Origin of the sequence: Pseudomonas sp. Leaf48 (genome assembly GCF_001421885.1) — a bacterium.
Lineage (GTDB): Bacteria > Pseudomonadota > Gammaproteobacteria > Pseudomonadales > Pseudomonadaceae > Aquipseudomonas.
The window spans coordinates 152,249-176,998 of sequence record NZ_LMLH01000012.1 but is presented as its reverse complement, the minus strand read 5'-3'; the positions used below and the strand labels follow the sequence as shown (position 1 = coordinate 176,998).

Here is a 24,750-nt window from a genome sequence, read left to right as displayed (position 1 = left end):
GGTTCAGACCCTTATGCCTATAAAGGCGTGGTGGAAGCGCCCGCCGCAGCGTAGTTCTGGTAACTGGTCATCTGCTTGGCTATCTGCGAAATCTTGCTTGCGTAGTCCGGGTCGGTTGCGTAACCGGCCTTCTGCAACTCGCGTACAAACTGTTCTGGGTTATCGGCCGACTTCACGACTTCTTGATAGCGATTGTTGCTCTGCAGCAAGGTGACAAGGTCATGGAAACTGTCTTTGTAGGAGTCGTAGGAACGGAACTCGGCCGTCTCCTTGACCATCGCGCCGTTGCGGAACTCGCTGGTGATCGCCCGCGCCGAACCGCCGTTCCAACTGCTGCCGGCCTTGATGCCAAACAGGTTATGGCTGCTACTGCCATCCTGGGCGCGCATGACCGATTTGCCCCAACCGGTTTCCAGTGCGGCCTGGGCCACCAGGTAACGTGGGTCGACGCCGATGCGATCGGCAGCTTCCTTGGCCATTGGCAGCATGGTGTTGACGAAATCGTCGGCGGAATTGAAGGCTTTCTTCGCCGGCGCCAGGGGAATCTGCGCCATCGCGCGACCATAAATCTGCAAGCGAGCGCCCGACGCCTGCTGCTGCGCAGTCGCCAGCCAGTCGCCGTTGTACAACGGCCCCGAGCCGGTCGTGCCGATACGTTCCGGCAAAGGCGTCTTGTTGACTGTTACCGAAGGCGTCGCTGAAGGCACCAAGCCTGCCAGCAGACGATCCGCCAGCTTGGGCGGCAGAGCCAGGCGTCGCTGATTGATCAGCGCCATGTCATTGCGATGGGCACCCTCGCCCGCCTCTTGCGGCGCATGCACCGAGCGCGAAGCCCATAATGGACGCTGACCATTGATTCGCGACAGCGGCCCGTTGAGCGCCACCGTACCGGCAGCCACCGGTGTTTGCACGGCAGCTTTGGCCGCCTCCTGTTTGGCCAGCGATGCAGCGGCCGCTTCACCCGGCGCCAGCGGTTTGTCCTTCGACATCTGCCGCATCAGTACGTCCGCCAGGCCAATACCACCGCCTTCGCGGGACATGGAAACGGCCAACTGCTGGTCGTACATTTCCTGGTACTGCTTGGCCGCCGGCGTATTGAGCGGATTGTCCTGGCCAAGCGCGTCGGTGGCCGAACGCATGGACTTAAGCATTTCCCCCAGGAACAGCGACTCGAATTCCTGCGCGACCTTGCGCAGGTTGCCGTCGCTGTTCTTGTCACCGACCTTGAGCTGATTCAGACGATTGAGGTCCGAATAGGAACCCGAATCGCTACTGCTGACCAGACCGCTCTTGCGCATATCCACGATGGCCGTCCTCAGATCACGATCAGGTCGGCTTGCAACGCACCGGCCTGCTTCAGAGCTTCGAGGATCGCCATCAAGTCACCCGGTGCCGCGCCGACCTGGTTCACCGCACGGACGATTTCGTCGAGGGTGGTACCCGGGCCGAACTTGAACATCGGCTTGGCTTCCTGCTGGGCGTTGACCCGCGAACGGGGCACGACGGCCGTCTGACCGTTGGACAGAGGGCCGGGCTGGCTGACGATCGGGTCTTCGGTGATGGTCACGGTCAGGCTGCCGTGGGTCACGGCGGCCGGGGATACCTTGACGTTCTGGCCGATCACGATGGTACCGGTGCGGGAGTTGATGATGACTTTCGCCACCGCCTGGCCCGGATCGACTTCAAGGTTCTCGAGAATCGACAGATAGTCGACCCGCTGGCTTGGATCGAGCGGCGCGCTAACGCGAATCGAGCCACCGTCGATGGCCTGGGCCACGCCTGGGCCGAGCATGTTGTTGATCTTGTCGACAATGCGCTTGGCCGTGGTGAAATCGGAGCGGTTGAGGTTCAGGGTCAGGCTGTTGCCCTGGTTGAACCCGCTCGGTACCGCTCGTTCGACCGAGGCACCGCCAGGGATGCGACCGGCCGACGGAACGTTGACGGTGATCTTCGATCCGTCGCGGCCTTCGGCGTCGAAACCGCCGACCACCAGGTTACCCTGGGCCACCGCATAGACGTTGCCGTCGATACCCTTGAGCGGCGTCAACAGCAAGGTACCGCCGCGCAGGCTCTTGGAGTTGCCGATGGAGGAAACCGTGATGTCGACCTGCTGCCCAGGCTTGGCGAACGGCGGCAAGTCGGCGCTGATCGACACCGCCGCGACGTTCTTCAACTGTACGTTGCCCGAACCCGGCGGCACCTTGATGCCGAACTGCGAAAGCATGTTGTTGAATGTCTGCAGGGTGAACGGGGTTTGCGTCGTCTGGTCGCCGGTGCCGTTAAGCCCGACCACCAGGCCATAACCGATCAATTGGTTGGAACGCACGCCGGAAATGCTGGCGATGTCCTTCAGGCGCTCGGCTTGAGCACTGAAGGCGACCGGCAACATCAGGGCGGCAACGATGAGACTTCTGAAGTTCAACATGCTCAACTGGAAAGCCACCTAGAAAGGAAACAGCGGGCTGAGGAAGAAACGGTCGAACCAGCCTGGCTGACTCGCATCGGCAAAGGAACCTGTACCCGAGTAGGTGATGCGCGCATCGGCGACACGGGTCGACGACACGGTATTGTCGGTGGCGATGTCATCGGCGCGAACCAGTCCGGCGATCCGCACCAGCTCGTCGCCGGTGTTGAGGGTCATCCACTTCTCGCCACGAACCGCGATGATGCCGTTGGGCAATACATCGGCAACAGTCACCGTGATCGAACCGGTCAGGGTATTGCCCTGTGCGGCCTTGCTGTCACCCTTGGTCGCGCGATCGCCTTCGTAGCTGGCATCCAGACTCAGGTCACCACTGCCAAACGGGTTGTTGGTGCTGGGCGTGGCGCCGAACAACGAAGTCAAGCCGATGCTCGCCTGGCTGTTCTTGCCGATTTGCGAGTTGGCGTTTTTGCTGGCCTGGGTCCTCTCGTTCAAGGTGATGGTGATGATGTCGCCCACCCGGAACGCCTTGCGGTCGCTGTAAAGGTTCTGTTCAAACCCGGCCTGATAAATCGAGCCATTGTTCGCTGCAGCCGGCAACGGCGTACGCGGCAACACCGGCGCGTAATAAGGGTCGTTGGGCTTGGGCGTCGAAGGAACGCAGCCGGCGAGCACGACAGCCCCACTCAGTGCCAGAACAGATACAAAGCGATTCATGACCCTACCTCACGGTGTTGCAGGCGGCCTCATGACCGCCTCATAGACTTGATTACAGATTCTGCGTTACGAACGAGAGCATCTGGTCGGCGGTGGAGATCACCTTGGAGTTCATCTCGTAGGCGCGCTGAGTGGTGATCATGTTGACCATCTCCTCAACGGTGCTGACGTTGGAAGTTTCCAGGGTGTTCTGCAGCGTGGTGCCGAAGCCAGCCAGGCCCGGAGTGCCGACTTGCGGCGCGCCACTGGCAGCGGTTTCCAGGAACAGATTGTTGCCCACTGCCTGCAGACCGGCCGGGTTGATGAAGTCGGCGGTTTGCAGGTTGCCGATCACCTGGGAAGCCGGGTTGCCGGCAACGGTGATGGACACGGTGCCGTCACGACCGACGGTGAAGGTTTGCGCGTCGTTCGGAATGACAATGGCCGGTTCCAGGGCGAAGCCGCTGGCGTTGACGATCTGACCATTGGAGTCCAGGTGGAACGTACCGTCACGGGTGTAGGACGTGGTGCCGTCCGGTTGCAGGATCTGGAAGAAACCGCGACCGTCGATGGCCATGTCCAGCGGCTGCTCGGTGGTTTGCAGGCTGCCGGCGGTGAAGTTTTTCTGGGTGCCGACGATGCGCACACCGGTACCCAGTTGCAGACCCGACGGCAGTTCGCTGTCCTGGGTCGACTGGGCGCCTGGCTGACGCTTGATCTGATAGAGCAGGTCCTGGAACTCGGCGCGATCACGTTTGAAGCCCGTGGTCGATACGTTGGCCAGGTTGTTGGAAATGGTGGTGAGGTTGGTGTCCTGGGCGGACAGACCTGTTTTGGCAACCCATAGAGCCGGAAGCATTCGATTCTCCTCGTGCGCCTGTTTTACGGCGCGACGTTCTGATAATTAGCTGATCTGCAAGACCCGAGCCATGGCCTGGTCATCGTCTTTGGCGGTGTTCATCATCTTGATGTGCAGTTCGAATTGCTTGGCCAGGGCCAGTACCGAGGTCATCTCGTCCACGGCATTGACGTTGCTCGACTCAAGGAACCCGGACACCAGCTTGACGTTGGCATCGGCTTGCGCCGGCTGGCCGTCCCGGGTGTGAATCGAACCGTCCAGGCCTTTGGTCATGTTCTTGATGTCCGGGTTGACCAGCTTGATGCGGTCGACTTCCGCCATGACACGAGGGCCTTCGCCCATCGCGCGAATGCTGATGGTGCCGTCCTCGCCCACCTCGATTTGTTGCTCGGGCGGCACGGCAATCGGCCCGCCATTGCCGATCACCGGCATGCCATTGCCAGCGCGCAGCACGCCCAGGGCGTCGACCACCAGGCTACCGGTACGCACGTAGCTTTCGCCGCCATCGGGGTTCTGCACCGCCAGCCAGCCATTGCCTTGCACGGCAACATCGAGGTCGCGGCCGGTTTCCACCAGGCTGCCAGGGGAGAAGTCGGTGGCCGGGCGTTCAGACATGGCAAACGCACGCGCCGGAAAGCTGTCACCGAACACCGGCATCGAACGCGCCTGCTCCAGGTCCTTCTGGAAGCCGTTGGTGGAGATGTTCGCGAGGTTGTTGGCATGAGCCTTTTGCGCCAGTGCATTCTGGCTGGCGCCGGTCATTGCCACATAAAGGTACTTGTCCACAATCTTTCCTCTGCATGCCGGACGGTTGCCGCCCACCGCTGTGTTGCGCAGGTTGTAGCAATTTGCAGACCAACTTGCGCGCAGCGGCGCCAACCCCTTTTAAACAGGGGGCTGGGGCTGATCGGAAGGGAATTGAACGATGTATCGAAGACGAAAAACCGGCGCGCTGATGCCGCTTGGCGGCAACGCCGTGAAAAGCCGGCTACCAGCCTTTCACGCCGCTCATGTCGGGCAACTTGTGAGCAATGCCTTTATGGCAGTCGATACAGGTTGCCTGGCCGCTGGCCAACGAGGTGGAGTGCATGTTGGCGGCGCGCTTGCCCTGGCGTGTGAAGTCCATGAACTCGAAGTTATGGCAGTTGCGACACTCCCGCGAATCGTTGGCCTTGAGCCGTGCCCACTCGTGTTCGGCCAGCTCCCGGCGCATGTCCAGGAACTTGTCCCGGGTGCTGATAGTGCCGAACAGCTTACCCCAGACCTCCTTGGAAGCCTGCATCTTGCGGGCGATCTTGTGCGTCCACTCGTGAGGGACGTGACAGTCCGGGCACGTGGCGCGCACGCCCGAACGGTTGGTGTAGTGGATGGTTTCCTGCAACTCGACGAAAACGTTGTCGCGCATTTCATGGCAGGACGTGCAGAACTGCTCGGTGTTGGTCGCTTCCAGCGCGGTGTTGAATCCACCCCAGAAAATCACCCCGGCGATAAACCCGCCGAGGGTCAGAAAACCCAGGCTGTAATGCACGCTGGGCCGACGCAGCACACCCCAATAATCCTTGAACAAGGCAAGCAAAGATTTCATGGCCTCTCCTCAAGGTTTCGGCTGCTGGTGTATTTCATCTTGCAAGACCTGGTCGATGTTCTTGAAGCTGTTGTTCACCAGTGGCTTCACATCCTTTTGCGGCACGTGACACTGGTTGCAGAAGTAGCGGCGCGGCGACACCGCCGCCAGAGCCTGGCCGTCACGGTCCATGTAGTGAGTGATGCTGATCATCGGCGCCTGGGTACGCGCACTGTTGGCGCGACTGTGGCAGGTCAGGCACTTATTGCTGTTCATGTCGATGGCATACCCGCGAATACTGTGGGGTATGGTGGGCGGTTGCTCGGGGTAATTGCGCTCACGCTTGAGGTCCTTGTTCTCGTCTTCTGCGATAGGCGGTGCCGGCAGCTCCTGGGTCAGGGTCCCGCCGGCTCTGCGACCATCCGGTGCCGGTGCATCCAGGGGGTAAGCGGGCTCTGCGGCAAATGTCGTGGGCAGCCACGTCAGCAGCACGACAAGAAAGGACAGCGAACGATAATTCATGAAAGCTCTCCTTATGCCGTCGCGATCAACTCAATCCTGATCGCGCATTTCTTGTAATCGGTCTGTTTTGAGATCGGGTCCGTTGCATCAAGCGTGACTTTGTTGATCAGCTTGTTGGCATCGAAAAACGGCACGAACACCAGGCCTTGGGGCGGCTTGTTGCGCCCCCGGGTTTCAATCCGCGCACGCATCTCGCCGCGCCGACTGATCAGCTTCACTTCGCTGCCACGCCGGGCATTCAAGGCCCTGGCATCGGCCGGGTGCATGTAGACCAGCGCATCGGGGATCGCTTTATGGAGCTCCTCGACACGCTGGGTCATGGTCCCGGTGTGCCAATGTTCAAGCACCCGACCGGTGCTCAGCCAGAACGGGAAGTCCGCGTCCGGGGCTTCTGCAGGAGGCTCGTAAGGCAGTGCGAAGATGATCGCTCTCTTGTCGGGGTAGCCGTAGAACTGCACGCCACTGCCCTTCTCGACATACGGGTCGTAGCCTTCGCGGAAGCGCCAGAGCGTTTCCTTGCCTTCGACGACGGGCCAGCGCAAGCCGCGCTCGGAGTGATAACGATCAAAAGGCGCCAGGTCATGACCATGTCCACGGCCGAACTGGGCATATTCTTCGAACAGGCCTTTTTGCAGGTAGAAACCGAAATCCCGGGCCTCGTCGTTCTGGTAGCCCTGCGCCATTTGTTCCACCGGGAACTGATCGACCTGGCCATTCTTGAACAGCACCTCATACAGGGTCTTGCCCTGGTATTGCGGTGAACTGGCCAACAGCTCCTGCGGCCAGACTTCGTCGGTTTTAAAGCGTTTGGAAAACTCGACCAATTGCCAGAGGTCCGACTTGGCGTCACCCGGCGCCGAGACCAGTTGATGCCAGAACTGCGTACGCCGCTCTGCGTTGCCGTACGCGCCCTCTTTCTCCACCCACATTGCCGTTGGCAAAATCAGATCGGCCGCCTGTGCCGAGACGGTGGGATACACATCCGACACCACCACGAAGTTCTCCGGGTTGCGCCAACCCGGCAATACTTCCTGCATGATGTTGGGCCCGGCCTGCATGTTATTGCTGGCCATGGTCCAGTACACATTGAGCACGCCGTCCTTGAGCATGCGACTTTGCTGCACGGCGTGGAACCCGACCTTTTCCTTGATGGTGCCCGCCGGGAGTTTCCAGATTTTTTCCGCGGTGGCGCGGTGCGCCGGGTTGGTGACCACCAGGTCGGCCGGCAAGCGATGGGAGAACGTGCCCACTTCACGTGCCGTCCCGCAGGCCGAAGGCTGGCCCGTCAGGGAGAACGGACTGTTGCCAGGCTCGCTGATTTTCCCGGTCAGCAGGTGGATGTTGTAGATCAGGTTGTTGGCCCAAACACCGCGGGTGTGCTGGTTGAAACCCATGGTCCAGAACGAAACCACCTTGCGCTTGGGGTCGGCGTACAGTTCGGCCAATGCCTTGAGGCGCTCGGCTGGTACGCCGGTTTCCTTCGCGGTGCGCTCAAGGGTGTAGGGCTTTACGAAAGCAGCGAACTGCTCGAAGTCGATGTCGGTCCAGGTGTTCGCCTTGTCGGCATTCTTGGCTTTCATCTCCAGCGGATTATCGGCACGCAAACCGTAGCCGATGTCATCGGTGCCTTTGGCGAACTTGGTGTGTTTGCTGACGAAGTCTTTGTTGACCGAACCGCTTTCAATGATGTGATTGGCGATGTAATTGAGAATGAGCAGGTCCGTCTGCGGCTTGAACACCATCGGAATGTCGGCCAGTTCAAAACTGCGGTGTTCGAACGTAGAGAGCACCGCCACTTTCACATTCGGCTGGCTCAACCGCCGATCGGTCACCCGACTCCAAAGAATCGGATGCATTTCCGCCATGTTTGAACCCCACAAGACGAACGCATCGGTGACCTCGATATCGTCATAACAACCCATTGGCTCATCGATACCAAAAGTGCGCATGAACCCCATGACCGCCGAGGCCATGCAATGGCGTGCATTGGGGTCGATGTTGTTGGAGCGAAACCCCGCCTTCATCAACTTGTTAGCCGCGTAGCCTTCCCAGACCGTCCACTGTCCGGAACCGAACATGGCGACGGATTCCCCGCCCTTGTTCTTCAGCGCCTCCTTGTACTTCAACTCCATTACATCGAACGCCTGTTCCCAGGACACCGGGTGAAACTCGCCTTGTTTGTCATATTGCCCATTGGTCATGCGTAACAGCGGCTGGGTCAGCCGATCCACGCCGTACATGATCTTGGATAAAAAGTAGCCTTTGACGCAGTTCAACCCGCGATTGACCTCGGCTTTTACGTCACCGTGGGTTGCAACAACCTTATTGTCCTTGGTCGCCACCATGACGCTGCAACCGGTGCCGCAAAATCGACAGGGCGCTTTGTTCCAGTCCAGGGTCGCCATGTCTTGTTCGGTGATCAGGTTGCTGGCAGAGGTAAACACCGGGAGGCCCGCAGCGGCAGCCGCGATCCCGGCCGCCTGGACTTTGACAAACTCTCGCCGCGTCATAGGCATGTGCTTTCTCCCGTTATATCGAGAATCTCGTGATAAACCAGGGCCGCATTGAGCACGCCTGGCAAGCGATTGATCTGGTCGATTCGCTGAAGAATCTGGCTTTCGTGTTCGGTTTCCAGCACTACCACCAATTTGCCGGCGGGGCTTTCCTGGTGAAGCTCGACGCCCGTGAGCAAACGCAGGTTGGCTTTCACTGCTTCGAACAGGGCCGGACGGGCATGTACTACCAGACTGGCAATGTGCAGCGTCTTTTCCATGACCCGGACTCTCTGCTGAATTAGAGATAGATGACGATCAGTTTCAGTTTGGGGGGCCTGGCGGACCGAGGAGCATTTGCAGAAACCAGACGAAAAAGCCGTAACCACCGACTATCGCCACCGATAACAGTGGAAACAGGACGATGATCAGGAAATAGAACAGGCGAGTTTCTTTGCGAACTCGCCGGGTAGAGTCATCCATTGATGACATGGTCAGCGCTCCTGCCAAACGTTGAGAAGAGCATAGATGGCCTATTGGGTAACTTCCATGATTTGGATCAATGGCAGGGGGTAACTGCTTAAATAGGAACTGGAATCACTAGTGAATCACTAGCATCTAGTAACAGCTCTTAATTAAATATTTCCTCAACGCTCAAGTTTGCCTATTTCATATTCGCGCAACTTGTTGGCAATCGTTGTATGAGAGACGCCCAGTCGCTTGCCGAGCAAGCGGCTACTGGCATGTTCCGAATACAGCCGTTCCAGCACCGCCTTCTCGAAACGCCCGACGATCTCGTCCAACCCACCGTCCAGGGAAAAATCGCCAAGGGGCTGGCGCACACCATAATCCGGCAAACGAATGTGCTCGGCCTTGACCGTGCCGCCGTCGCACAGGGAAACCGCCTGGAACAACACGTTCTCCAGCTGCCGCACGTTACCTGGCCAGTGGTAGTGACTGAGCCGCTCCATGGCCGCCGGGGCGAGCTTGGGCAGCGGGCAGCCAATCTGCCGGCTGGCCTGGTCGAGGAAGTGCTCGACCAGAGGTGGCAAACCGTCGAGGCACTCGCGCAACGGTGGGATGTGCAGCGACAACACGTTCAAACGGTGATACAGGTCCTGACGAAACTCGCCCCGGGCGCACAATTCGGACAGGTCGACCTGGGTCGCGCAGATCACGCGCACATCGAGGTAGACCTCTTCATCACTGCCCACCCGACGGAAGCAACCGTCCTGCAGGAAGCGCAGCAATTTCACCTGCAGGCGCGGGCTCATTTCCCCCACGCCATCGAGAAACAGTGTGCCGCCCGCCGTCAGCTCAAGCAGCCCGAGCTTGCCTTCGGCACGCGCGCCCTCGAAGGCACCAGGCCCGTATCCGAACAGCTCGGTCTCGGCCATGGACTCCGGCAGTCCGGCGCAATTGAGCGCCATCAAGGGTGACTGTCCGCGCGGGCTGGCCAGATGACAGGCGCGCGCGAGCAATTCCTTGCCGGTGCCGGTTTCGCCTTCTATCAATAGCGGCGCATCCAGCGGTGCCATCCGCCGCGCCTCGCGCACCACTGCGGCCATGACTTTCGAACTCTGAAAAATACTGTCGAAGCCGCGCAGCTCCTGCTTGCGCACGTTATAAATGCGCTCGCCGACGCGGTCGGCACGGTGCAAGGTCAGCACCGCACCCGCCATGGCTTCGCTGTCGTCATGCTCTGACTGCAGTGGCGCGATATCGGCGAGAAACACATCGCCCCTGACCTTGACCCGCAGCCCGTTGATCCGCGATTTATTGGCGCGCACCAGCTCCGGCAAATCGAAATCCTCGGCATAACGCGACAAGGGAATCCCCGGCACTTCGTCGACCCGCACCCCGAGCAGTTGCGCCGCCGCACGGTTAGCCGCAACGATGGAGCCGCCCATGTCGATCGACAGCACCGGAAACTCCAGGGCGCCGAGCAGCGCATTGAGCTCCATGTGTCGGCGTTCGCTGGGCATCAGGCCTACGCGCTTGACGCCGAAGACCCCGGCGATCGCTTCGAACTTGGGGCGCAACGCCTGAAACTGGATGTTGATCAGGTTCGGGCAATGCAGATAGATGGCGTTGCCATGCTCTCCGCCCACCTCGCCGCGAGCGACATTGATGCCGTATTCCACCAGCAGGTTGAGAATGTCGCGCAGGATGCCGATGCGGTTCTGGCAGTGGACTTTGATACGCATATGAAAGACCCGAAAAAGCGGTGATGGAGTTGATGCCTGGCGCAGCCCCCTGTGGGAGCGGGCTTGCTCGCGAAGGCTTAGACGCAGCCAACATTGATGTATCAGACAGACCGCTTTCGCGAGCAAGCCCGCTCCCACAGGGGGCGGCGGCGCCTTTGAGGCGGAGATTTCTGCAGAAGCACCCAAATAGTCGTCAAGATTATGTGACAGACAAAGCGTTTTTCAAACTAGAAACACTCAATAGCTGCGCGACCCCGGCCGCTTCGTAACGAAAACTTTACAAATATCAGCGAATTTTCCTACGCACACCACGAATCACCTGCTGCAACAACGCAATCCTTGGGGTATTCCTAGGTCCATAGCAGCACATAACAAGAACGAAATCCCCTAGCAGGAGAGCAGCATGAAGCAGACGCAATACGTGGCTCGCGAGCCCGATGCGCATGGTTTTATCGACTACCCCGCCGAAGAACACGCGGTGTGGAACACGCTGATCACTCGTCAACTGAAAGTGATCGAAGGGCGTGCGTGCCAGGAATACCTGGACGGTATCGAAAAACTCGGTCTGCCCCACGACCGCATTCCTCAACTCGGCGAAATCAACAAAGTCCTCGGTGAAACCACCGGCTGGCAGGTTGCCCGGGTACCGGCACTGATTCCCTTCCAGACTTTCTTCGAATTGCTGGCCAGCAAGCAGTTTCCAGTGGCGACCTTTATTCGTACCCGCCAAGAGCTGGATTACCTGCAGGAACCGGATATTTTCCACGAGATTTTTGGCCACTGCCCGCTGCTGACCAACCCGTGGTTCGCCGAGTTCACCCACACCTACGGCAAACTGGGTCTGAAGGCCTCCAAAGAGGAGCGCGTCTACCTGGCGCGCCTGTACTGGATGACCATCGAGTTCGGCCTGGTCGATACCCCGCAAGGCCAGCGCATCTACGGCGGCGGCATTCTGTCTTCACCGAAAGAAACCGTGTACTGCCTCTCGGACGAGCCTGAGCATCAGGCGTTCAATCCGCTGGAATGCATGCGCACGCCCTATCGCATCGACATCCTGCAGCCGTTGTATTTCGTTCTGCCGAACCTCAAGCGCCTGTTCGACCTGGCCCACGAAGACATCATGGGCATGGTCAAGCAAGCGATGCAGATGGGTCTGCACGCACCTAAATTTCCGCCAAAACCAAAAGCGGCGTGATCCGCTGCTTTTAAAATCAAGTGAACCTGTCAGGAACCGACGCTTTGCTTTAGCGTGGTGTTACTGATGGCCGATTTCCCATTATTAGATTTCAGGAAAACATCATGTCCACATTGAACCAAGCCCATTGCGAAGCCTGCCGCGCCGACGCCCCTCAAGTGAGCGACGAAGAACTGCCGGTACTGATCAAACAGATCCCGGACTGGAACATCGAAGTGCGCGATGGCGTGATGCAGCTCGAAAAGGTTTTTCTGTTCAAGAATTTCAAGCACGCGCTGGCGTTCACCAACGCCGTCGGTGAAATCTCCGAGGCCGAAGGTCACCACCCGGGCCTGCTGACCGAGTGGGGCAAAGTCACCGTCACCTGGTGGAGCCACTCGATCAAGGGCCTGCACCGCAACGACTTCATCATGGCCGCGCGCACCGACGAAGTGGCCAAGGACGCCGAGGGCCGCAAATAATGCATTTCGACGCCATCGGTCGAGTACCTGGCGACCCGATTCTGGGGTTGATGGAGGCGTATGCGCAGGACACAAACCCGCGCAAGTTTGACCTTGGCGTGGGCGTCTACAAAGACGCCCTGGGCCTGACGCCGATTCCCCAGGCGGTGAAGATTGCCGAACAGCGTCTGGTTGATCGTCAGGCCACCAAGACCTACATCGGCGGTCACGGAGAGCCGGCGTTTGGCAAAGTCATCAATGCGTTGGTGCTTGGCGCCGACTCTGCGCTGATCGCCGAACAACGGGCCGGCGCCACCCAGACGCCGGGCGGTACCGGTGCGCTGCGCCTGAGCGCGGATTTCATCGCCCAGTGCCTGCCGGGGCGTGGTGTGTGGCTGAGCAATCCGACCTGGCCGATTCACGAAACCATTTTCGCCACGGCCGGGCTCAAGGTTAACCACTACCCCTATGTCGGCAGTGACAACCGCCTCGACGTTGAAGCCATGCTGGCAGCGCTCAACGAAGCGCCCAAAGGCGATGTGGTGTTGCTGCACGCCTGCTGCCACAACCCGACCGGTTTCGATTTGTCCCATGACGACTGGCGCCGGGTGCTGGAAGTGGTGCGCCATCGGGATCTGGTGCCGCTGATCGACTTCGCGTACCAGGGTTTCGGCGATGGCCTGGAACAGGACGCCTGGTCGACCCGGTTGTTCGCCGCCGAACTACCGGAAGTGCTGATCACCAGTTCCTGCTCGAAGAATTTCGGGCTCTACCGTGATCGCACCGGCGCATTGATTGTCTGCGCGAAAACCGCCGAGAAACTGCTGGATATCCGCAGCCAACTAGCCAACATCGCCCGCAACCTGTGGTCGACGCCGCCGGATCACGGGGCTGCGGTAGTCGCAACCATCCTCGGCGACCCGGAGCTGAAAAGTCTCTGGGCTGACGAAGTGGAAGCCATGCGCTTGCGTATCGCCCAATTGCGCAGCGGTCTGGTCGAAGCACTGGAACCTCACGGCTTGCGCGAGCGCTTTGCGCATATTGGTGTGCAGCGCGGAATGTTCTCCTACACCGGTTTGTCGCCGGAGCAGGTCAAACAGCTGCGCGATCATCACAGCGTGTACATGGTCGGCACTGGCCGTGCAAACGTGGCCGGGATAGATGCGACGCGCCTGGATCTGCTGGCCGAAGCAATCGCCGAAGTCTGCAAGTAATTTAAAGCACTGGCCGCCCCCCTGTGGCGAGGGGGCTTGCCCCCGTTGGGCTGCTCAGCAGCCCCACATCCAGCAGCCGATACCTGTCGGGTAAAACGGCGGCCGCTTCGCGACCGAACGGGGGCAAGCCCCCTCGCCACAGTGGGTGAGCGTTGCTCCTGCTGACCTGTCTAGACAATCCCATCCGTCGAAACTAATGGATATAAAAGTCCGTTTGTCATTTTTACTGCTGTATCCTGCCCATGCTTTTTTCAAAGCGCGGATCTACCAGATCTATCAACAGACTTAGCGAGGAGCGCGACTATGCACGAGATCCCTAATCTCCCCTTCCCAAGCCTGCACGAAACTGAGCAGACAACCACGCAACAAGCCGGCGCCCAACAGCCCGAGCCGAAACAAGCCACTGACAGTCGCCAGGCTGACAGCGAAGACTGAGTAACGCGCCGTACAGACCGTGTGGAAAGCGCTAACATGCGCTTTCCACACTGCCTGAACCATGAGCCCTACCATGACCGAAGACTTCAGCGAAGCTCAAGCCAGCGCTCTGATCGGCACCGCCGAGAAAATGATCGAGATCTGGAATCGCCTCTCCCCTGAGAAACAAGCCGCATTGCTCGCACGTTTCGGCACTGAAGAAAATGCCCTGGCCGCCCTGGTCACCACGCAACTGGTCGCTCCCGCCAAACCCGACTGATGCCATCCGGTAAATAGTTATACTTTTGCACGACCGGTAAGCGTTCACGCCGTTATCATAAGCAGCCTATCTATCCTGCTGTCCCGTGGACCTTTACCCATGTCAGAAACCCGGCGCCCCCTGGCGGTCACGCTGCAAGTCGTCTCCATCGTCCTGTTCACCTTTATCGGTTACCTGAATATCGGCATTCCCCTGGCTGTACTGCCAGGCTACGTCCACAGCGACCTGGGTTTCGGTGCGGTGATCGCTGGCCTTGTGATCAGCGTGCAATACCTGGCCACCCTGCTCAGCCGCCCGTATGCCGGGAAAATCATCGACAACAAGGGCAGCAAGCTGGCGGTGATGTATGGCCTGGCCGGTTGCGGCCTGAGCGGTGTGTTCATGCTGCTGTCAGCCTGGACCCAAAGCTTGCCGACCCTGAGCCTGATCAGCCTGCTGATTGGCCGCCTGGTATTGGGCAGCGCGGAAAGCCTGGTGGGCTCGGGCTCGATCGGCTGGGGCATCGGCAGGGTTGGCGCGGCGAATACCGCCAAAGTCATCTCCTGGAACGGGATCGCCAGCTACGGTGCACTGGCCGTGGGCGCGCCTTTGGGCGTGCTGATCGTCCATCAACTGGGCTTGTGGAGCATGGGCGTGAGCATTGTCTTGCTGGCCGTGCTCGGCCTGCTGCTGGCCTGGCCGAAAACCGCCGCACCGATCGTGGCCGGTGAACGCCTGCCGTTCATGCACGTGCTCGGGCGGGTCTTCCCCCACGGTTGCGGCCTGGCCCTGGGTTCCATCGGATTTGGCACCATCGCCACTTTCATCACCCTGTATTACGCCACTCAACACTGGGACAACGCGGTGCTGTGCCTGAGCCTGTTCGGCGCCAGTTTTATCGGCGCGCGCCTGCTGTTCGGCAGCCTGATCAACCGCCTCGGCGGCTTTCGCGTCGCCATTGCCTGCCTGTCAGTGGAAACCCTGGGACTGCTGTTGCTGTGGCTGGCACCGGACGCGCATTGGGCGCTGGCGGGCGCGGCGCTGAGCGGTTTCGGCTTTTCGCTGGTGTTTCCGGCGCTGGGGGTGGAAGCCGTCAACCTGGTCCCGGCCTCCAGCCGTGGTGCCGCCGTCGGCGCGTACTCGCTGTTCATCGACTTGTCGCTGGGGATCACCGGGCCACTGGCCGGGGCCATTGCAGCCGGGTTCGGTTTCGCTTCGATCTTCCTGTTCGCCGCCCTCGCCGCGTTTTGCGGCTTGATGCTGAGCGTATATCTGTACCGACAGGCGCCAAGCCAGCGTGAAGCGCGCGCGTCGCGCTAGAAGTCGACCTTGCCGCGCCCGGCCTTGATATTGCCGCGCTTGCTCTTGGATTCGAGCCTGCGGGTCTTCGAGCCGAGGGTCGGCTTGGTCGGACGGCGTTTTTTCTCGACCTTGGTGGCGCTGAGAATCAGCTCGGTCAGCCGCTCCAGGGCATCGGCCCGGTTCTGCTCCTGGGTCCGATATTGCTGGGCCTTGATGATCAGCACCCCTTCGCTGGTGATGCGACTGTCACGCAGCGCCAGCAGGCGCTCCTTGTAGAACTCGGGCAAGGACGAGGCCGGAATATCGAAACGCAGGTGCACGGCGCTGGAGACCTTGTTGACGTTCTGCCCACCGGCGCCCTGGGCGCGAATGGCGGTCAACTCGATCTCGGCATCGGGCAGATGCACGTTGTTGGAAATCACCAGCATGGAAAAGCGTCCGTATTCAGAGCGTGCAGGATACCGCGAATGGCCTAACGTTGATGCAGACCGATGTGGGAGCGGGCTTGCTCGCGAATGCAGAGTGTCAGTCGACTTGAACGCTGGGGGTTAAACCGCTTTCGCGAGCAAGCCCGCTGCCACAGGGTTATGCATGTATCCCATAAATGACAAACCCGGCACATGGCCGGGTTTGTCGTTTATGCATCAAGCGTTACTTGGCGATGGCAGCCGAAGTCTGCAACGCACGCTCTGCACTGCGCTTGTTCTTGAACCAGTAGCAGACCCACATGAATACCAGCCACACCGGAATCGCGTACACCGATGTCTGGATCCCCGGAATCAGCAGCATCACGCCAAGGATGAACAACACGAACACCAGGCAGACGTAGTTGCCGTACGGGTACCACAGGGCCTTGAACAGCGGCGTCTGTTTGGTCTTGTTCATGTGCTGGCGGAACTTGAAGTGCGAGTAGCTGATCATCGCCCAGTTGATCACCAGGGTAGCCACCACCAGCGACATCAACAGTTCCAGCGCGCTGTGCGGGATCAGGTAGTTCAGCAACACCGCGATCAGGGTCACGGCAGCCGAGGCCAGGATCGAACGCACCGGCACGCCGCGCTTGTCGATCTTCGCCAACGCTTTCGGCGCGTCGCCCTGCTCGGCCATGCCCAGGAGCATCCGGCTGTTGCAGTAGGTGCCGCTGTTGTACACCGACAAGGCAGCGGTCAGGACCACGAAGTTGAGGATGTGCGCGGCGGTGTTGCTGCCCAGCATCGAGAACACTTGCACGAACGGGCTGCCGCTATAGGAATCACCGGAGGCGTTCAGGGTGGCCAGCAAGCTGTCCCACGGGGTCAACGACAGCAGGATGACCAGGGCACCGATGTAGAAAATCAGAATCCGGTAGATCACCTGGTTGATGGCTTTGGGGATCACGGTTTTCGGCTTGTCAGCTTCGGCAGCGGTGAAACCGAGCATTTCCAGGCCACCAAAGGAAAACATGATGAAAGCCATGGCCATCACCAGCCCCGAGACACCGTTGGGGAAGAAACCACCGTGGGACCAAAGGTTGCTGACCGCTGCCTGCGGGCCGCCATTGCCGCTGACCAGCAGGTAGCTGCCCAGTGCAATCATGCCGACGATCGCCACGACCTTGATGATCGCGAACCAGAACTCGGCCTCGCCAAAGACTTTGACGTTCGCCAGGTTGACCAAGTTGATCAGCACGAAGAAAGCCGCTGCGGAGGCCCAGGTCGGGATATCCGGCGCCCAGTAATGGATGTATTTGCCGACCGCGGTCAGTTCGGACATGCCCACCAGAATGTACAGAATCCAGCAGTTCCAGCCCGACAGGAAGCCGGCGAAACCGCCCCAGTACTTGTGCGCGAAGTGGCTGAAGGAACCGGCCACCGGATCTTCGACGATCATTTCGCCCAGCTGGCGCATGATCAGGAAGGCGATGAAGCCGCAGATGGCGTAGCCGAGGATCATCGACGGGCCGGCGGATTTCAGTACCCCGGCCGAGCCGAGGAACAGGCCGGTACCGATCGCGCCACCGAGGGCGATCAATTGAATGTGGCGATTTTTCAGGCCGCGTTTCAGCTCACCTGATTGCGAGTTTTGGCCAGTCATTAAAGGGGCCTCACGTTCAACGTATTTACAACGGTCATGCGTCACCTGTTTGTTTTTATCTGTGACGAAATCGAACCCGACGCGCTCGTGACGCGACGGAGTGAAAAAGGCGGATAGCCTCGATGTTTGCGCAGGTGCGCAGGAGGTCACAGGTAAAACGCGGCGCATTGTACACCGGTAACCCCCTGCTGCCAGAGCCGCTGGATCAGCGTATCTGTTACCGGGATTGCCTGTGTCCGCCACGAGAGGCTCGGGCGGCTGCAAAAACTGAGTCTGACCCTTGCGGATCATGGACGGCGACGCCAGAAAACACGCGCCCCGAAGAGAGATTTAGATAGGTAACGGCGTTCATTGCGCCTCCTTTTTGTTATGCACCTGCACGACAGGCATGACGCGCATGACACCTTGCATGGAGCGGGGAAACAAGCGGGTTAGAGCGGCGGGAGATGGACGCAAGACAATGAAGCGTAAGAGTTTTCTTACAGTATTGAGTGGTCGGCGAATTCATGGGGTTAATCAGTGAATTTCGTCATGAATTATTTACAGTATGTAATTTTGGCTTTCCACTTCAGGATCTCTGGTGCTGCGACTGGCGCTTTCGCGAGCAAGCCCGCTCCCACCGGAGACCTGGTCGGCACGGATAAATGCGATCCACTGTGGGAGCGGGCTTGCTCGCGAAGGCGCCCTCAAAAACACTACCGGACTAAAACCAGCCCAAAAAAAACGCCAACCCGAAGGTTGGCGTTTTTCATCAAGCGCTTACCGATTACTCTGGCTTGCGACGACCAAAGCCCGGACGCTGGCCGGAACCTGCCGGTGCGCCACGACGGCTGCCCGACGGCTTGTCACCGTCGACCAGCTTGATCCCCGGACGCTTCGGCGCAGGCTTGGCCGGACGCTTGGTGTCGGCTGGACGATCCGCCACTGGCGTGCCACGACCTTCACCACGCTCGGTACGGCCATTGGCCGGACGCGGCGTACGCGGGCCGCGCTCACCGTCTTGACGGGCCGCTGGCTTGCGACCCGGGCGCTCGCCTTCGATCTGCGGCTCACGGTTTGCACGTGGCGCGGCAGGAGCGCCGGCAGCCGGACGCAGGGTGCGCACGCGCTCGGTCTTGGCCATTGGACGCGACGACTTGCGCTGCATCCGGTCAAGCTTGTCTTTGCTCTTGGCGTTCATCTGCGGCATCGCGACCGGCGTCAGGCCGACCTCGGCACTCAGAATGTCGACTTCGTACTGGCTCATTTCGCGCCAGCGGCCCATCGGCAGGTCGGAGTTGAGGAACACCGGGCCGAAACGCACGCGCTTCAGGCGGCTGACCACCAGGCCCTGGGATTCCCACAGGCGACGAACTTCGCGGTTACGACCTTCCATCACCACGCAGTGATACCAGTGGTTGAAACCTTCACCACCTGGCGCCTGCTTGATGTCGGTGAACTTGGCCGGGCCGTCTTCGAGGACCACGCCGGCTTTGAGGCGCTCGATCATCTCGTCATCGACTTCGCCACGCACACGTACCGCGTATTCACGGTCCATTTCGTAGGAAGGGTGCATCAGGCGGTTGGCCAGTTCACCGTCGGTGGTGAACATCAGCAGACCGGTGGTGTTGATGTCGAGGCGACCGATGTTGATCCAGCGGCCTTCTTTCGGCTTTGGCATCTTGTCGAACACGGTCGGGCGGCCTTCCGGGTCGACGCGGGTGCAGATTTCGCCGTCGGGCTTGTTGTACATGATCACGCGGCGCACCGACTCGGCAGCCTCTTCGCGCTTGATCACCTTGCCATCGATGGTGATGGCGTCGTGCATGTCGACGCGCTGGCCAAGGGTGGCGTCTTTGCCGTTGACCTTGATGCGGCCGTGGCTGATCCAGGCTTCCACGTCACGGCGCGAGCCGACGCCGATACGGGCGAGGACTTTCTGCAGCTTTTCGCCTGCTGGGCCGATTTCCTGGTCGTCTTTCTGGTCGTTGATACTCATCTGGGCACCTCCCGGTGTGGTCTGAAAACTGGGTACTTGGGCGAAGGGATCGCCGAAGGGTCGCGAATCATACGCTCATGCGGGCGTTTGCGCATCAGAGACTAGTTGATCAAACGGGACTTAACGGTTTTTCCGCCGACCGGTGATCGTGATGGCCAATCACATCCCCTGGGTGCGGGCTTGCTCGCGAAGAGGCCGTGCCAGTCGCCATCGTCGCTGACTGACCCACCGCATTCGCGAGCAAGCCCGCTCCCACAGGGATCTTCTAAGCCGCAAACATTGCAATCAGTCTTCGAACTGGCGGCGTTCGGCTTCGATGGCTTCGGCGAGTGCCAGGGCTTCAGCCTCTTCATCGCTTAGCTCTGGTTTGGGCTGTTCAAGAGCAGCAACAGCAGCGAGCAGTTTTTCTCGGGCCTCGGCCACGCCAAGGATGTCGTCTTCTGGCTCTGGCTCTGGCTCGTTTTCAAGTTCCGGCTCGGCCTCGATTGGCGCAACCCCGGCTTCCGGCTGAATATCAGCACGCTCCGAATCCGCTCCGGACTCCACCCCATCACGCAACAAATCATCGAAATCGGTCTTGATCCCCTCCTCCATGCTGTCCAGTTCCAGCAACAGCGTATGGAAACTGGTTTCTTCCTTGGGCTCTTCCGGTTCGGCGCTGGCGTCCGCCAATTCTTGCAGCGCTGCCGGCACCGGCGCGTCGTCGAAATCGAGCACCGGATCAGGCTCCAACTCGCGCAGTTCGGCCAGCGGCGGCAGATCGTCGAGGTTTTTCAGGTTGAAGTGATCGAGAAACGCCTTGGTGGTGGCAAACATCGCCGGTTTGCCGGGCACATCGCGGTAGCCGACGATGCGGATCCATTCGCGCTCCATCAGGGTTTTGACGATGTTGCTGTTGACCGCCACACCGCGCACGTCTTCGATCTCGCCCCGGGTGATCGGTTGGCGATAGGCAATCAGGGCCATGGTTTCGAGCATGGCGCGCGAATATCGCTGCGGGCGCTCCTCCCACAGGCGTCCGACCCAGGGTGAAAACTTCTCGCGAATCTGCAGGCGATAACCCGAGGCCACCTCCTTGAGTTCAAAAGCGCGGCCATCGCAGGACTTGGCCAGAATCGTCAGGGCCTTCTTGAAAACCGGCGGCTCCGGCCGTTCGCCTTCTTCGAAGAGTTCGAACAGGCTTTCCAGGGATTGCGGCTTTCCCGAGGCCAACAGAAAGGCTTCAAGCAATGGCGCCAGCTCGCGGGGTTCAGTCAGGTTCATGATTCAACTCGTTATTCGGCTCGGGCTCGCACATGGATCGCCGCGAACGGCTCATTCTGCACCAGTTCGACCAGGGATTCCTTGACCAGCTCGAGGACCGCCATGAAGGTGACCACCACCCCCAGCCGCCCCTCTTCAGCGGTGAACAGCTCGACGAAGGGCACAAAACCGCCGCCCTTGAGCCGCTCCAGCACGTCACTCATGCGTTCGCGCGTCGACAGTGCCTCGCGGCTGACCTGATGGCTTTCAAACATGTCGCCACGGCGCAGTACCTCGGCCATGGACAGCAACAGTTCGGACAGACGTACATCCGGCAACAGCTTGCGCACCCGGGCTTCGGGGGCATCGAGCTTGGGCACCACCACGTCGCGACCAACCCGGCTCAGGCCATCAATGCCTTCGGCAGCGGCCTTGAAGCGCTCGTATTCCTGCAAGCGGCGGATCAATTCGGCGCGCGGGTCGTCCTCTTCTTCCTCGACGGTTTCGGCCCGGGGCAGCAGCATGCGCGACTTGATCTCGGCCAGCATCGCGGCCATCACCAGGTACTCGGCGGCCAGCTCCAGGCGCACCGACTGCATCAGCTCGACATAGCCCATGTACTGACGGGTGATTTCCGCCACCGGGATGTCGAGGATATTGATGTTCTGTTTGCGGATCAGATACAGCAGCAAGTCCAGCGGGCCTTCGAAGGCTTCGAGAAACACCTCCAGCGCATCCGGCGGGATGTACAGGTCCAGCGGCATTTCCAGGACTGCCTGGCCATAGACCATGGCGAAGGGCAGCTCTTGCTGGGCTCCGGCCTGACTGTCGACGGGTTCTACTGCGGACATCTAGGCCTCGGCCATGAACGGCGCAGGGTCGCCGCAACCGACGCGAATCACTTCCGGCTCGCCATCGGCGAGGTTGATCACGGTGGACGCCTTGATCCCGCCGTAACCGCCGTCGATGATCAGGTCGACCTGATGTTCGAGCAACTGACGCATCTCGTACGGGTCCGTCAGCGGCTCGCTATCACCGGGCAGGATCAGGGTCACGCTCATCAGCGGTTCGCCGAGCTGTTCGAGCAGCGCCAGGGCAATTGGATGGCTTGGCACCCGCAGGCCGATGGTGCGTTTTTTCGGGTGCAGCAACAGCCGCGGGACTTCGCGGGTGGCGTTGAGAATGAAGGTGTAGGGGCCAGGCAGGTGAGCCTTGAGCAAGCGAAAGGTGCCGGTGTCGATCTTGGCGAACAACCCCAGTTGCGACAGGTCGCTGCAAATCAGCGTGAAGTTGTGCTTTTCATCCAGCCCGCGCAAACGGCGCACGCGATCCACGGCGTTCTTGTCGCCGATCTGGCAACCAATGGCGTAGGAAGAGTCGGTGGGATAAATCACCACCCCGCCGTTGCGGATGATCTCAACCGCCTGTTTGATCAGGCGCGCTTGCGGGTTTTCCGGATGAATCTGGAAAAATTGACTCACATTCTCTACCTGTTCAGACGGCGGCAATAATTGGGTCATGTTTGAATCGACACCACAAAGGTGGCAGATCCTCCGGGAGCGGGCGGTATTCACCGATCTCCGACCAGCCCCCTGGGCCATGAAAATCACTGCCGGCGCTGACCAGCAGACCGAACTCGCGAGCAAGAATGGCCAGGCTGCCCACTTGCTCGGCGGGCTGATGGCCATTGACCACTTCGATCGCGTGGCCCCCTGCTTGAATATAGTCGGCAATCAGGCGGCGACGCTTGCTGCGAGTGAAATCGTAATGCCACGGGTGCGCCAGGCTGACCCAGGCTTTCGCCGCGCGCAGGGTTTCGACGGTTTCCTCCAGGGTCGGCCAGTGCTGCTTGACGTCGCCCAGTTTGCCGGCACCCAGCCATTTGCGGAACGCTTCGGCGCGATCCTTGACGAAACCTTCACGCACCATCCAGTCGGCGAAGTGCGGGCGCGCCGGTGCATTTCCACTGTCGCCCAGCGCCTGCTGGATCTGTCGGGCGCCGTCGAGCGCACCCGGCATGCCCTTGAGCGCCAGTTTGCGGCTTATCTCTTCCGACCGTAGCCAGCGGCCATCGTGCAATTTGCCGATTGCCTCGACCAACGGTTCGGCGTTGACGTCAAAACCGTAACCCAGCACATGGATGGTCGCGCCGCCCCAGGTGCAGGACAGTTCGACGCCGTTGACCAGTTGCATCCCCAGCCCGATCGCGGCGCAGCGCGCCTCGGCAAGGCCTTCCAGGGTGTCGTGATCGGTCAAGGCCAGGACTCGCACGCCTTTCTCGAACGCACGCGCAACCAGTACCGCAGGCGCCAAGGCGCCGTCGGAGGCCGTGCTATGGCAGTGCAAATCAACATTCACGGGGCTTTGTAACCTCAAATCAGCTGGCGCTATCGCGCGCCCATATGTTTGTTATTATGCCGACACATCCTGCTTCTGGCTGCCACTGTGAAACAATTCATCGATTTCATCCCGCTCCTGCTGTTTTTCATCGTTTTCAAAACCGATCCACGCGTCGTCGACATTGCCGGTCACGAGGTCACTGTAGGCGGTATCTACAGTGCCACGGCGATGCTCATCATCAGCTCACTGGTGGTCTACGGCGCCCTGTTCTTCAAGCAGCGCAAGCTGGAGAAGAGCCAGTGGCTGACCCTCATCGCCTGCCTGGTCTTCGGTAGCCTGACCCTGGCGTTCCACAGCGAGACTTTCCTGAAATGGAAAGCCCCGGTGGTCAACTGGCTGTTTGCCCTGGGCTTCATCGGCAGTCACTTCATCGGTGATCAACTGCTGATCAAGCGCATCATGGGCCACGCCCTGACCCTGCCGGAGCCGGTGTGGACGCGCCTGAACATCGCCTGGATCGTGTTTTTCCTGTTTTGCGGTGCCGCCAATCTGTTCGTCGCGTTCACCTTCCAGAGCTACTGGGTCGACTTCAAGGTCTTCGGCAGCCTGGGCATGACCCTGCTGTTCCTGATCGGCCAGGGCATCTACCTGTCCCGTCATCTGCACGATAGCGAAACCACCACGCCAAAAACCGAGGACTGACATGCTTTACGCAATTATTGCCACAGACGTCGCCAACTCCCTGGAAGCCCGCCTGGCCGCACGACCTGCGCACCTTGAGCGTCTGCAGGTTCTCAAGGGCGAAGGCCGCATTGTACTGGCCGGCCCGCACCCGGCGGTCGACAGCAATGATCCAGGCGCAGCGGGTTTCACCGGCAGCCTGATCGTTGCCGAGTTCGATTCCCTGAGCGCCGCAAAGGACTGGGCCGACGCCGACCCGTATATCGCTGCAGGCGTCTACGCCAATGTTCTGGTCAAGCCGTTCAAGCAAGTCCTGCCGTAATTTTTCCCCTCGCGATGAACCTTATGGGTTCATCGCGCTCTCAATCGCTCATCATTCCCGTTTGCCGGCCGACAAACTGCCCAATACTTGTATTGGAACCAGGAGTCGCGATGCGCAAAGGTCCGTTGTGTCTGATGTTGGTCACGTTGTCGGTCGTGGCGCCCGCCCACGGTGAAGAAAGCGACGAAGGCGGCAATTCAACGCCGCTGTCTCTGAGCGCTGGCAGCCAGATCAACGAGTTGCAACAGCGCTTGAAAGAAAGCGAACGGCAACGAGAAGATCTGAGCAAACAATTGCAAACTGCCGATGGTGAACGTGAAAGCGCCCTGCTGGCCCGGTTGCGCCAGGACAATCAGCGCCTGAAACTGCAACTCAAGGAAATCCAGGCCAGCAACCCGTTGCCACGCTTGTTGACCGACCAGCAACAATGGTTCGTCATCGGCGCCGCAGTAGCACTGACAGCTCTGCTGTGCGGTATTTTCGCCAGTGGGGCCAATCGAAGACGTCGACAATGGCTAAATTGAGTGA

General features: G+C 60.0%; 27 protein-coding genes. 9 read left to right on the top strand and 18 right to left on the bottom strand.

The genetic code is table 11. The features are described 5' to 3' along the window. Nucleotides 1-17: 17 nt before the first annotated feature. The 11 genes from flgJ to ASE98_RS10855 all read right to left on the bottom strand — a co-directional run bounded on the left by flgJ (nt 18) and on the right by ASE98_RS10855 (nt 10,762). Nucleotides 18-1,304 (bottom strand): flagellar assembly peptidoglycan hydrolase FlgJ, encoded by a 1,287-nt coding sequence (gene flgJ / locus ASE98_RS10905; RefSeq protein WP_060541375.1) that lies wholly within the window; start codon nt 1,302-1,304, stop codon nt 18-20. A gap of 11 nt (nt 1,305-1,315) precedes the next feature. After that, on the bottom strand, nt 1,316-2,425 hold the full coding sequence (locus tag ASE98_RS10900) for a flagellar basal body P-ring protein FlgI (protein WP_060541374.1): 1,110 nt from the start codon (nt 2,423-2,425) through the stop codon (nt 1,316-1,318). Between the two features lie 18 nt (nt 2,426-2,443). Beyond that, nucleotides 2,444-3,139 (bottom strand): flagellar basal body L-ring protein FlgH, encoded by a 696-nt coding sequence (flgH, locus tag ASE98_RS10895; protein ID WP_060541373.1) that lies wholly within the window; start codon nt 3,137-3,139, stop codon nt 2,444-2,446. A 52-nt stretch (nt 3,140-3,191) separates the two neighbouring features. Then, complete coding sequence (gene flgG, locus ASE98_RS10890) at nt 3,192-3,977, bottom strand: flagellar basal-body rod protein FlgG (protein WP_056742138.1); 786 nt, start codon at nt 3,975-3,977, stop codon at nt 3,192-3,194. Nucleotides 3,978-4,022: 45 nt separating this feature from the next. After that, the gene (locus ASE98_RS10885; RefSeq protein WP_060541372.1) at nt 4,023-4,763 is read right to left on the bottom strand and encodes a flagellar basal body rod protein FlgF; all 741 of its coding nucleotides are present in this window, start codon (nt 4,761-4,763) and stop codon (nt 4,023-4,025) included. Between the two features lie 202 nt (nt 4,764-4,965). Further along, complete coding sequence (locus ASE98_RS10880; RefSeq protein ID WP_060541371.1) at nt 4,966-5,562, bottom strand: cytochrome c3 family protein; 597 nt, start codon at nt 5,560-5,562, stop codon at nt 4,966-4,968. A gap of 9 nt (nt 5,563-5,571) precedes the next feature. Continuing rightward, nucleotides 5,572-6,063 (bottom strand): nitrate reductase cytochrome c-type subunit, encoded by a 492-nt coding sequence (locus tag ASE98_RS10875; RefSeq protein ID WP_060541370.1) that lies wholly within the window; start codon nt 6,061-6,063, stop codon nt 5,572-5,574. A gap of 11 nt (nt 6,064-6,074) precedes the next feature. Next, entirely contained in the window at nt 6,075-8,579 is a 2,505-nt protein-coding gene (gene napA, locus ASE98_RS10870; protein ID WP_060541369.1) for a nitrate reductase catalytic subunit NapA, read from the bottom strand. Further along, nucleotides 8,570-8,836 (bottom strand): chaperone NapD, encoded by a 267-nt coding sequence (locus tag ASE98_RS10865; protein ID WP_060541368.1) that lies wholly within the window; start codon nt 8,834-8,836, stop codon nt 8,570-8,572. Before ASE98_RS10865 ends, napA begins: the two co-directional genes overlap by 10 nt. A 43-nt stretch (nt 8,837-8,879) precedes the next feature. Continuing rightward, the gene (locus tag ASE98_RS10860) at nt 8,880-9,047 is read right to left on the bottom strand and encodes a periplasmic nitrate reductase, NapE protein (protein ID WP_060541367.1); all 168 of its coding nucleotides are present in this window, start codon (nt 9,045-9,047) and stop codon (nt 8,880-8,882) included. Nucleotides 9,048-9,202: 155 nt separating this feature from the next. Next, nucleotides 9,203-10,762, bottom strand: coding sequence for a sigma-54-dependent transcriptional regulator (locus ASE98_RS10855; protein WP_060541366.1), 1,560 nt, complete (start codon nt 10,760-10,762; stop codon nt 9,203-9,205). Between the two features lie 403 nt (nt 10,763-11,165). On the opposite strand from ASE98_RS10855, the gene phhA reads away from it, so the two are divergent. The 6 genes from phhA to ASE98_RS10830 all read left to right on the top strand — a co-directional run bounded on the left by phhA (nt 11,166) and on the right by ASE98_RS10830 (nt 15,604). Further along, entirely contained in the window at nt 11,166-11,957 is a 792-nt protein-coding gene (gene phhA / locus ASE98_RS10850) for a phenylalanine 4-monooxygenase (RefSeq protein WP_060541365.1), read from the top strand. A 104-nt stretch (nt 11,958-12,061) separates the two neighbouring features. Continuing rightward, nucleotides 12,062-12,418 carry a 4a-hydroxytetrahydrobiopterin dehydratase gene (locus ASE98_RS10845; protein ID WP_060541364.1) on the top strand — a complete coding sequence of 119 codons (357 nt, stop codon included), beginning with the start codon at nt 12,062-12,064 and terminating at the stop codon, nt 12,416-12,418. Further along, nucleotides 12,418-13,611, top strand: a complete 1,194-nt coding sequence (locus tag ASE98_RS10840) for an amino acid aminotransferase (protein WP_060541363.1) — start codon at nt 12,418-12,420, stop codon at nt 13,609-13,611. The genes ASE98_RS10845 and ASE98_RS10840 overlap by 1 nt, the downstream gene beginning before the upstream one ends. A gap of 303 nt (nt 13,612-13,914) precedes the next feature. Continuing rightward, nucleotides 13,915-14,046 (top strand): hypothetical protein, encoded by a 132-nt coding sequence (locus ASE98_RS27480; protein ID WP_256352728.1) that lies wholly within the window; start codon nt 13,915-13,917, stop codon nt 14,044-14,046. 73 nt (nt 14,047-14,119) lie between these two features. Beyond that, the gene (locus ASE98_RS10835; protein ID WP_060541362.1) at nt 14,120-14,305 is read left to right on the top strand and encodes a hypothetical protein; all 186 of its coding nucleotides are present in this window, start codon (nt 14,120-14,122) and stop codon (nt 14,303-14,305) included. 99 nt (nt 14,306-14,404) lie between these two features. Then, nucleotides 14,405-15,604 (top strand): MFS transporter, encoded by a 1,200-nt coding sequence (locus ASE98_RS10830; RefSeq protein ID WP_060541361.1) that lies wholly within the window; start codon nt 14,405-14,407, stop codon nt 15,602-15,604. On the opposite strand, the gene arfB is transcribed toward ASE98_RS10830, so the two are convergent. From arfB to ASE98_RS10795, 7 genes are all read right to left on the bottom strand, one after another. Next, nucleotides 15,601-16,014, bottom strand: a complete 414-nt coding sequence (arfB, locus tag ASE98_RS10825) for an alternative ribosome rescue aminoacyl-tRNA hydrolase ArfB (RefSeq protein WP_060541360.1) — start codon at nt 16,012-16,014, stop codon at nt 15,601-15,603. The two genes, ASE98_RS10830 and arfB, sit on opposite strands and share 4 nt — an antisense overlap. A gap of 223 nt (nt 16,015-16,237) precedes the next feature. After that, nucleotides 16,238-17,659 (bottom strand): amino acid permease, encoded by a 1,422-nt coding sequence (locus ASE98_RS10820; RefSeq protein ID WP_060541359.1) that lies wholly within the window; start codon nt 17,657-17,659, stop codon nt 16,238-16,240. A 766-nt stretch (nt 17,660-18,425) separates the two neighbouring features. Beyond that, nucleotides 18,426-19,637, bottom strand: coding sequence for a 23S rRNA pseudouridine(2605) synthase RluB (rluB, locus tag ASE98_RS10815; RefSeq protein WP_060541358.1), 1,212 nt, complete (start codon nt 19,635-19,637; stop codon nt 18,426-18,428). Between the two features lie 285 nt (nt 19,638-19,922). Further along, nucleotides 19,923-20,900, bottom strand: a complete 978-nt coding sequence (scpB, locus tag ASE98_RS10810; RefSeq protein ID WP_060541357.1) for an SMC-Scp complex subunit ScpB — start codon at nt 20,898-20,900, stop codon at nt 19,923-19,925. Nucleotides 20,901-20,911: 11 nt separating this feature from the next. Further along, nucleotides 20,912-21,610, bottom strand: coding sequence for a segregation and condensation protein A (locus tag ASE98_RS10805; protein WP_177336966.1), 699 nt, complete (start codon nt 21,608-21,610; stop codon nt 20,912-20,914). A gap of 120 nt (nt 21,611-21,730) precedes the next feature. Next, on the bottom strand, nt 21,731-22,360 hold the full coding sequence (locus ASE98_RS10800; RefSeq protein WP_156465490.1) for an L-threonylcarbamoyladenylate synthase: 630 nt from the start codon (nt 22,358-22,360) through the stop codon (nt 21,731-21,733). 13 nt (nt 22,361-22,373) lie between these two features. Beyond that, a complete protein-coding gene (locus ASE98_RS10795) occupies nt 22,374-23,237 on the bottom strand; it encodes a PHP domain-containing protein (RefSeq protein WP_060541354.1) in 864 nt (287 codons plus the stop codon). Nucleotides 23,238-23,324: 87 nt separating this feature from the next. Between ASE98_RS10795 and ASE98_RS10790 the strand changes: the two genes are divergently transcribed. From ASE98_RS10790 to ASE98_RS10780, 3 genes are all read left to right on the top strand, one after another. Continuing rightward, nucleotides 23,325-23,921: a septation protein A gene (locus ASE98_RS10790; RefSeq protein WP_060541353.1), complete on the top strand. Its 597-nt coding sequence runs from the start codon at nt 23,325-23,327 to the stop codon at nt 23,919-23,921. Between the two features lies 1 nt (nt 23,922). Beyond that, the gene (locus ASE98_RS10785) at nt 23,923-24,222 is read left to right on the top strand and encodes a YciI family protein (protein WP_060541352.1); all 300 of its coding nucleotides are present in this window, start codon (nt 23,923-23,925) and stop codon (nt 24,220-24,222) included. A 110-nt stretch (nt 24,223-24,332) separates the two neighbouring features. Then, nucleotides 24,333-24,746, top strand: a complete 414-nt coding sequence (locus ASE98_RS10780; protein ID WP_060541351.1) for a hypothetical protein — start codon at nt 24,333-24,335, stop codon at nt 24,744-24,746. The last annotated feature ends 4 nt before the right edge of the window (nt 24,747-24,750 follow it).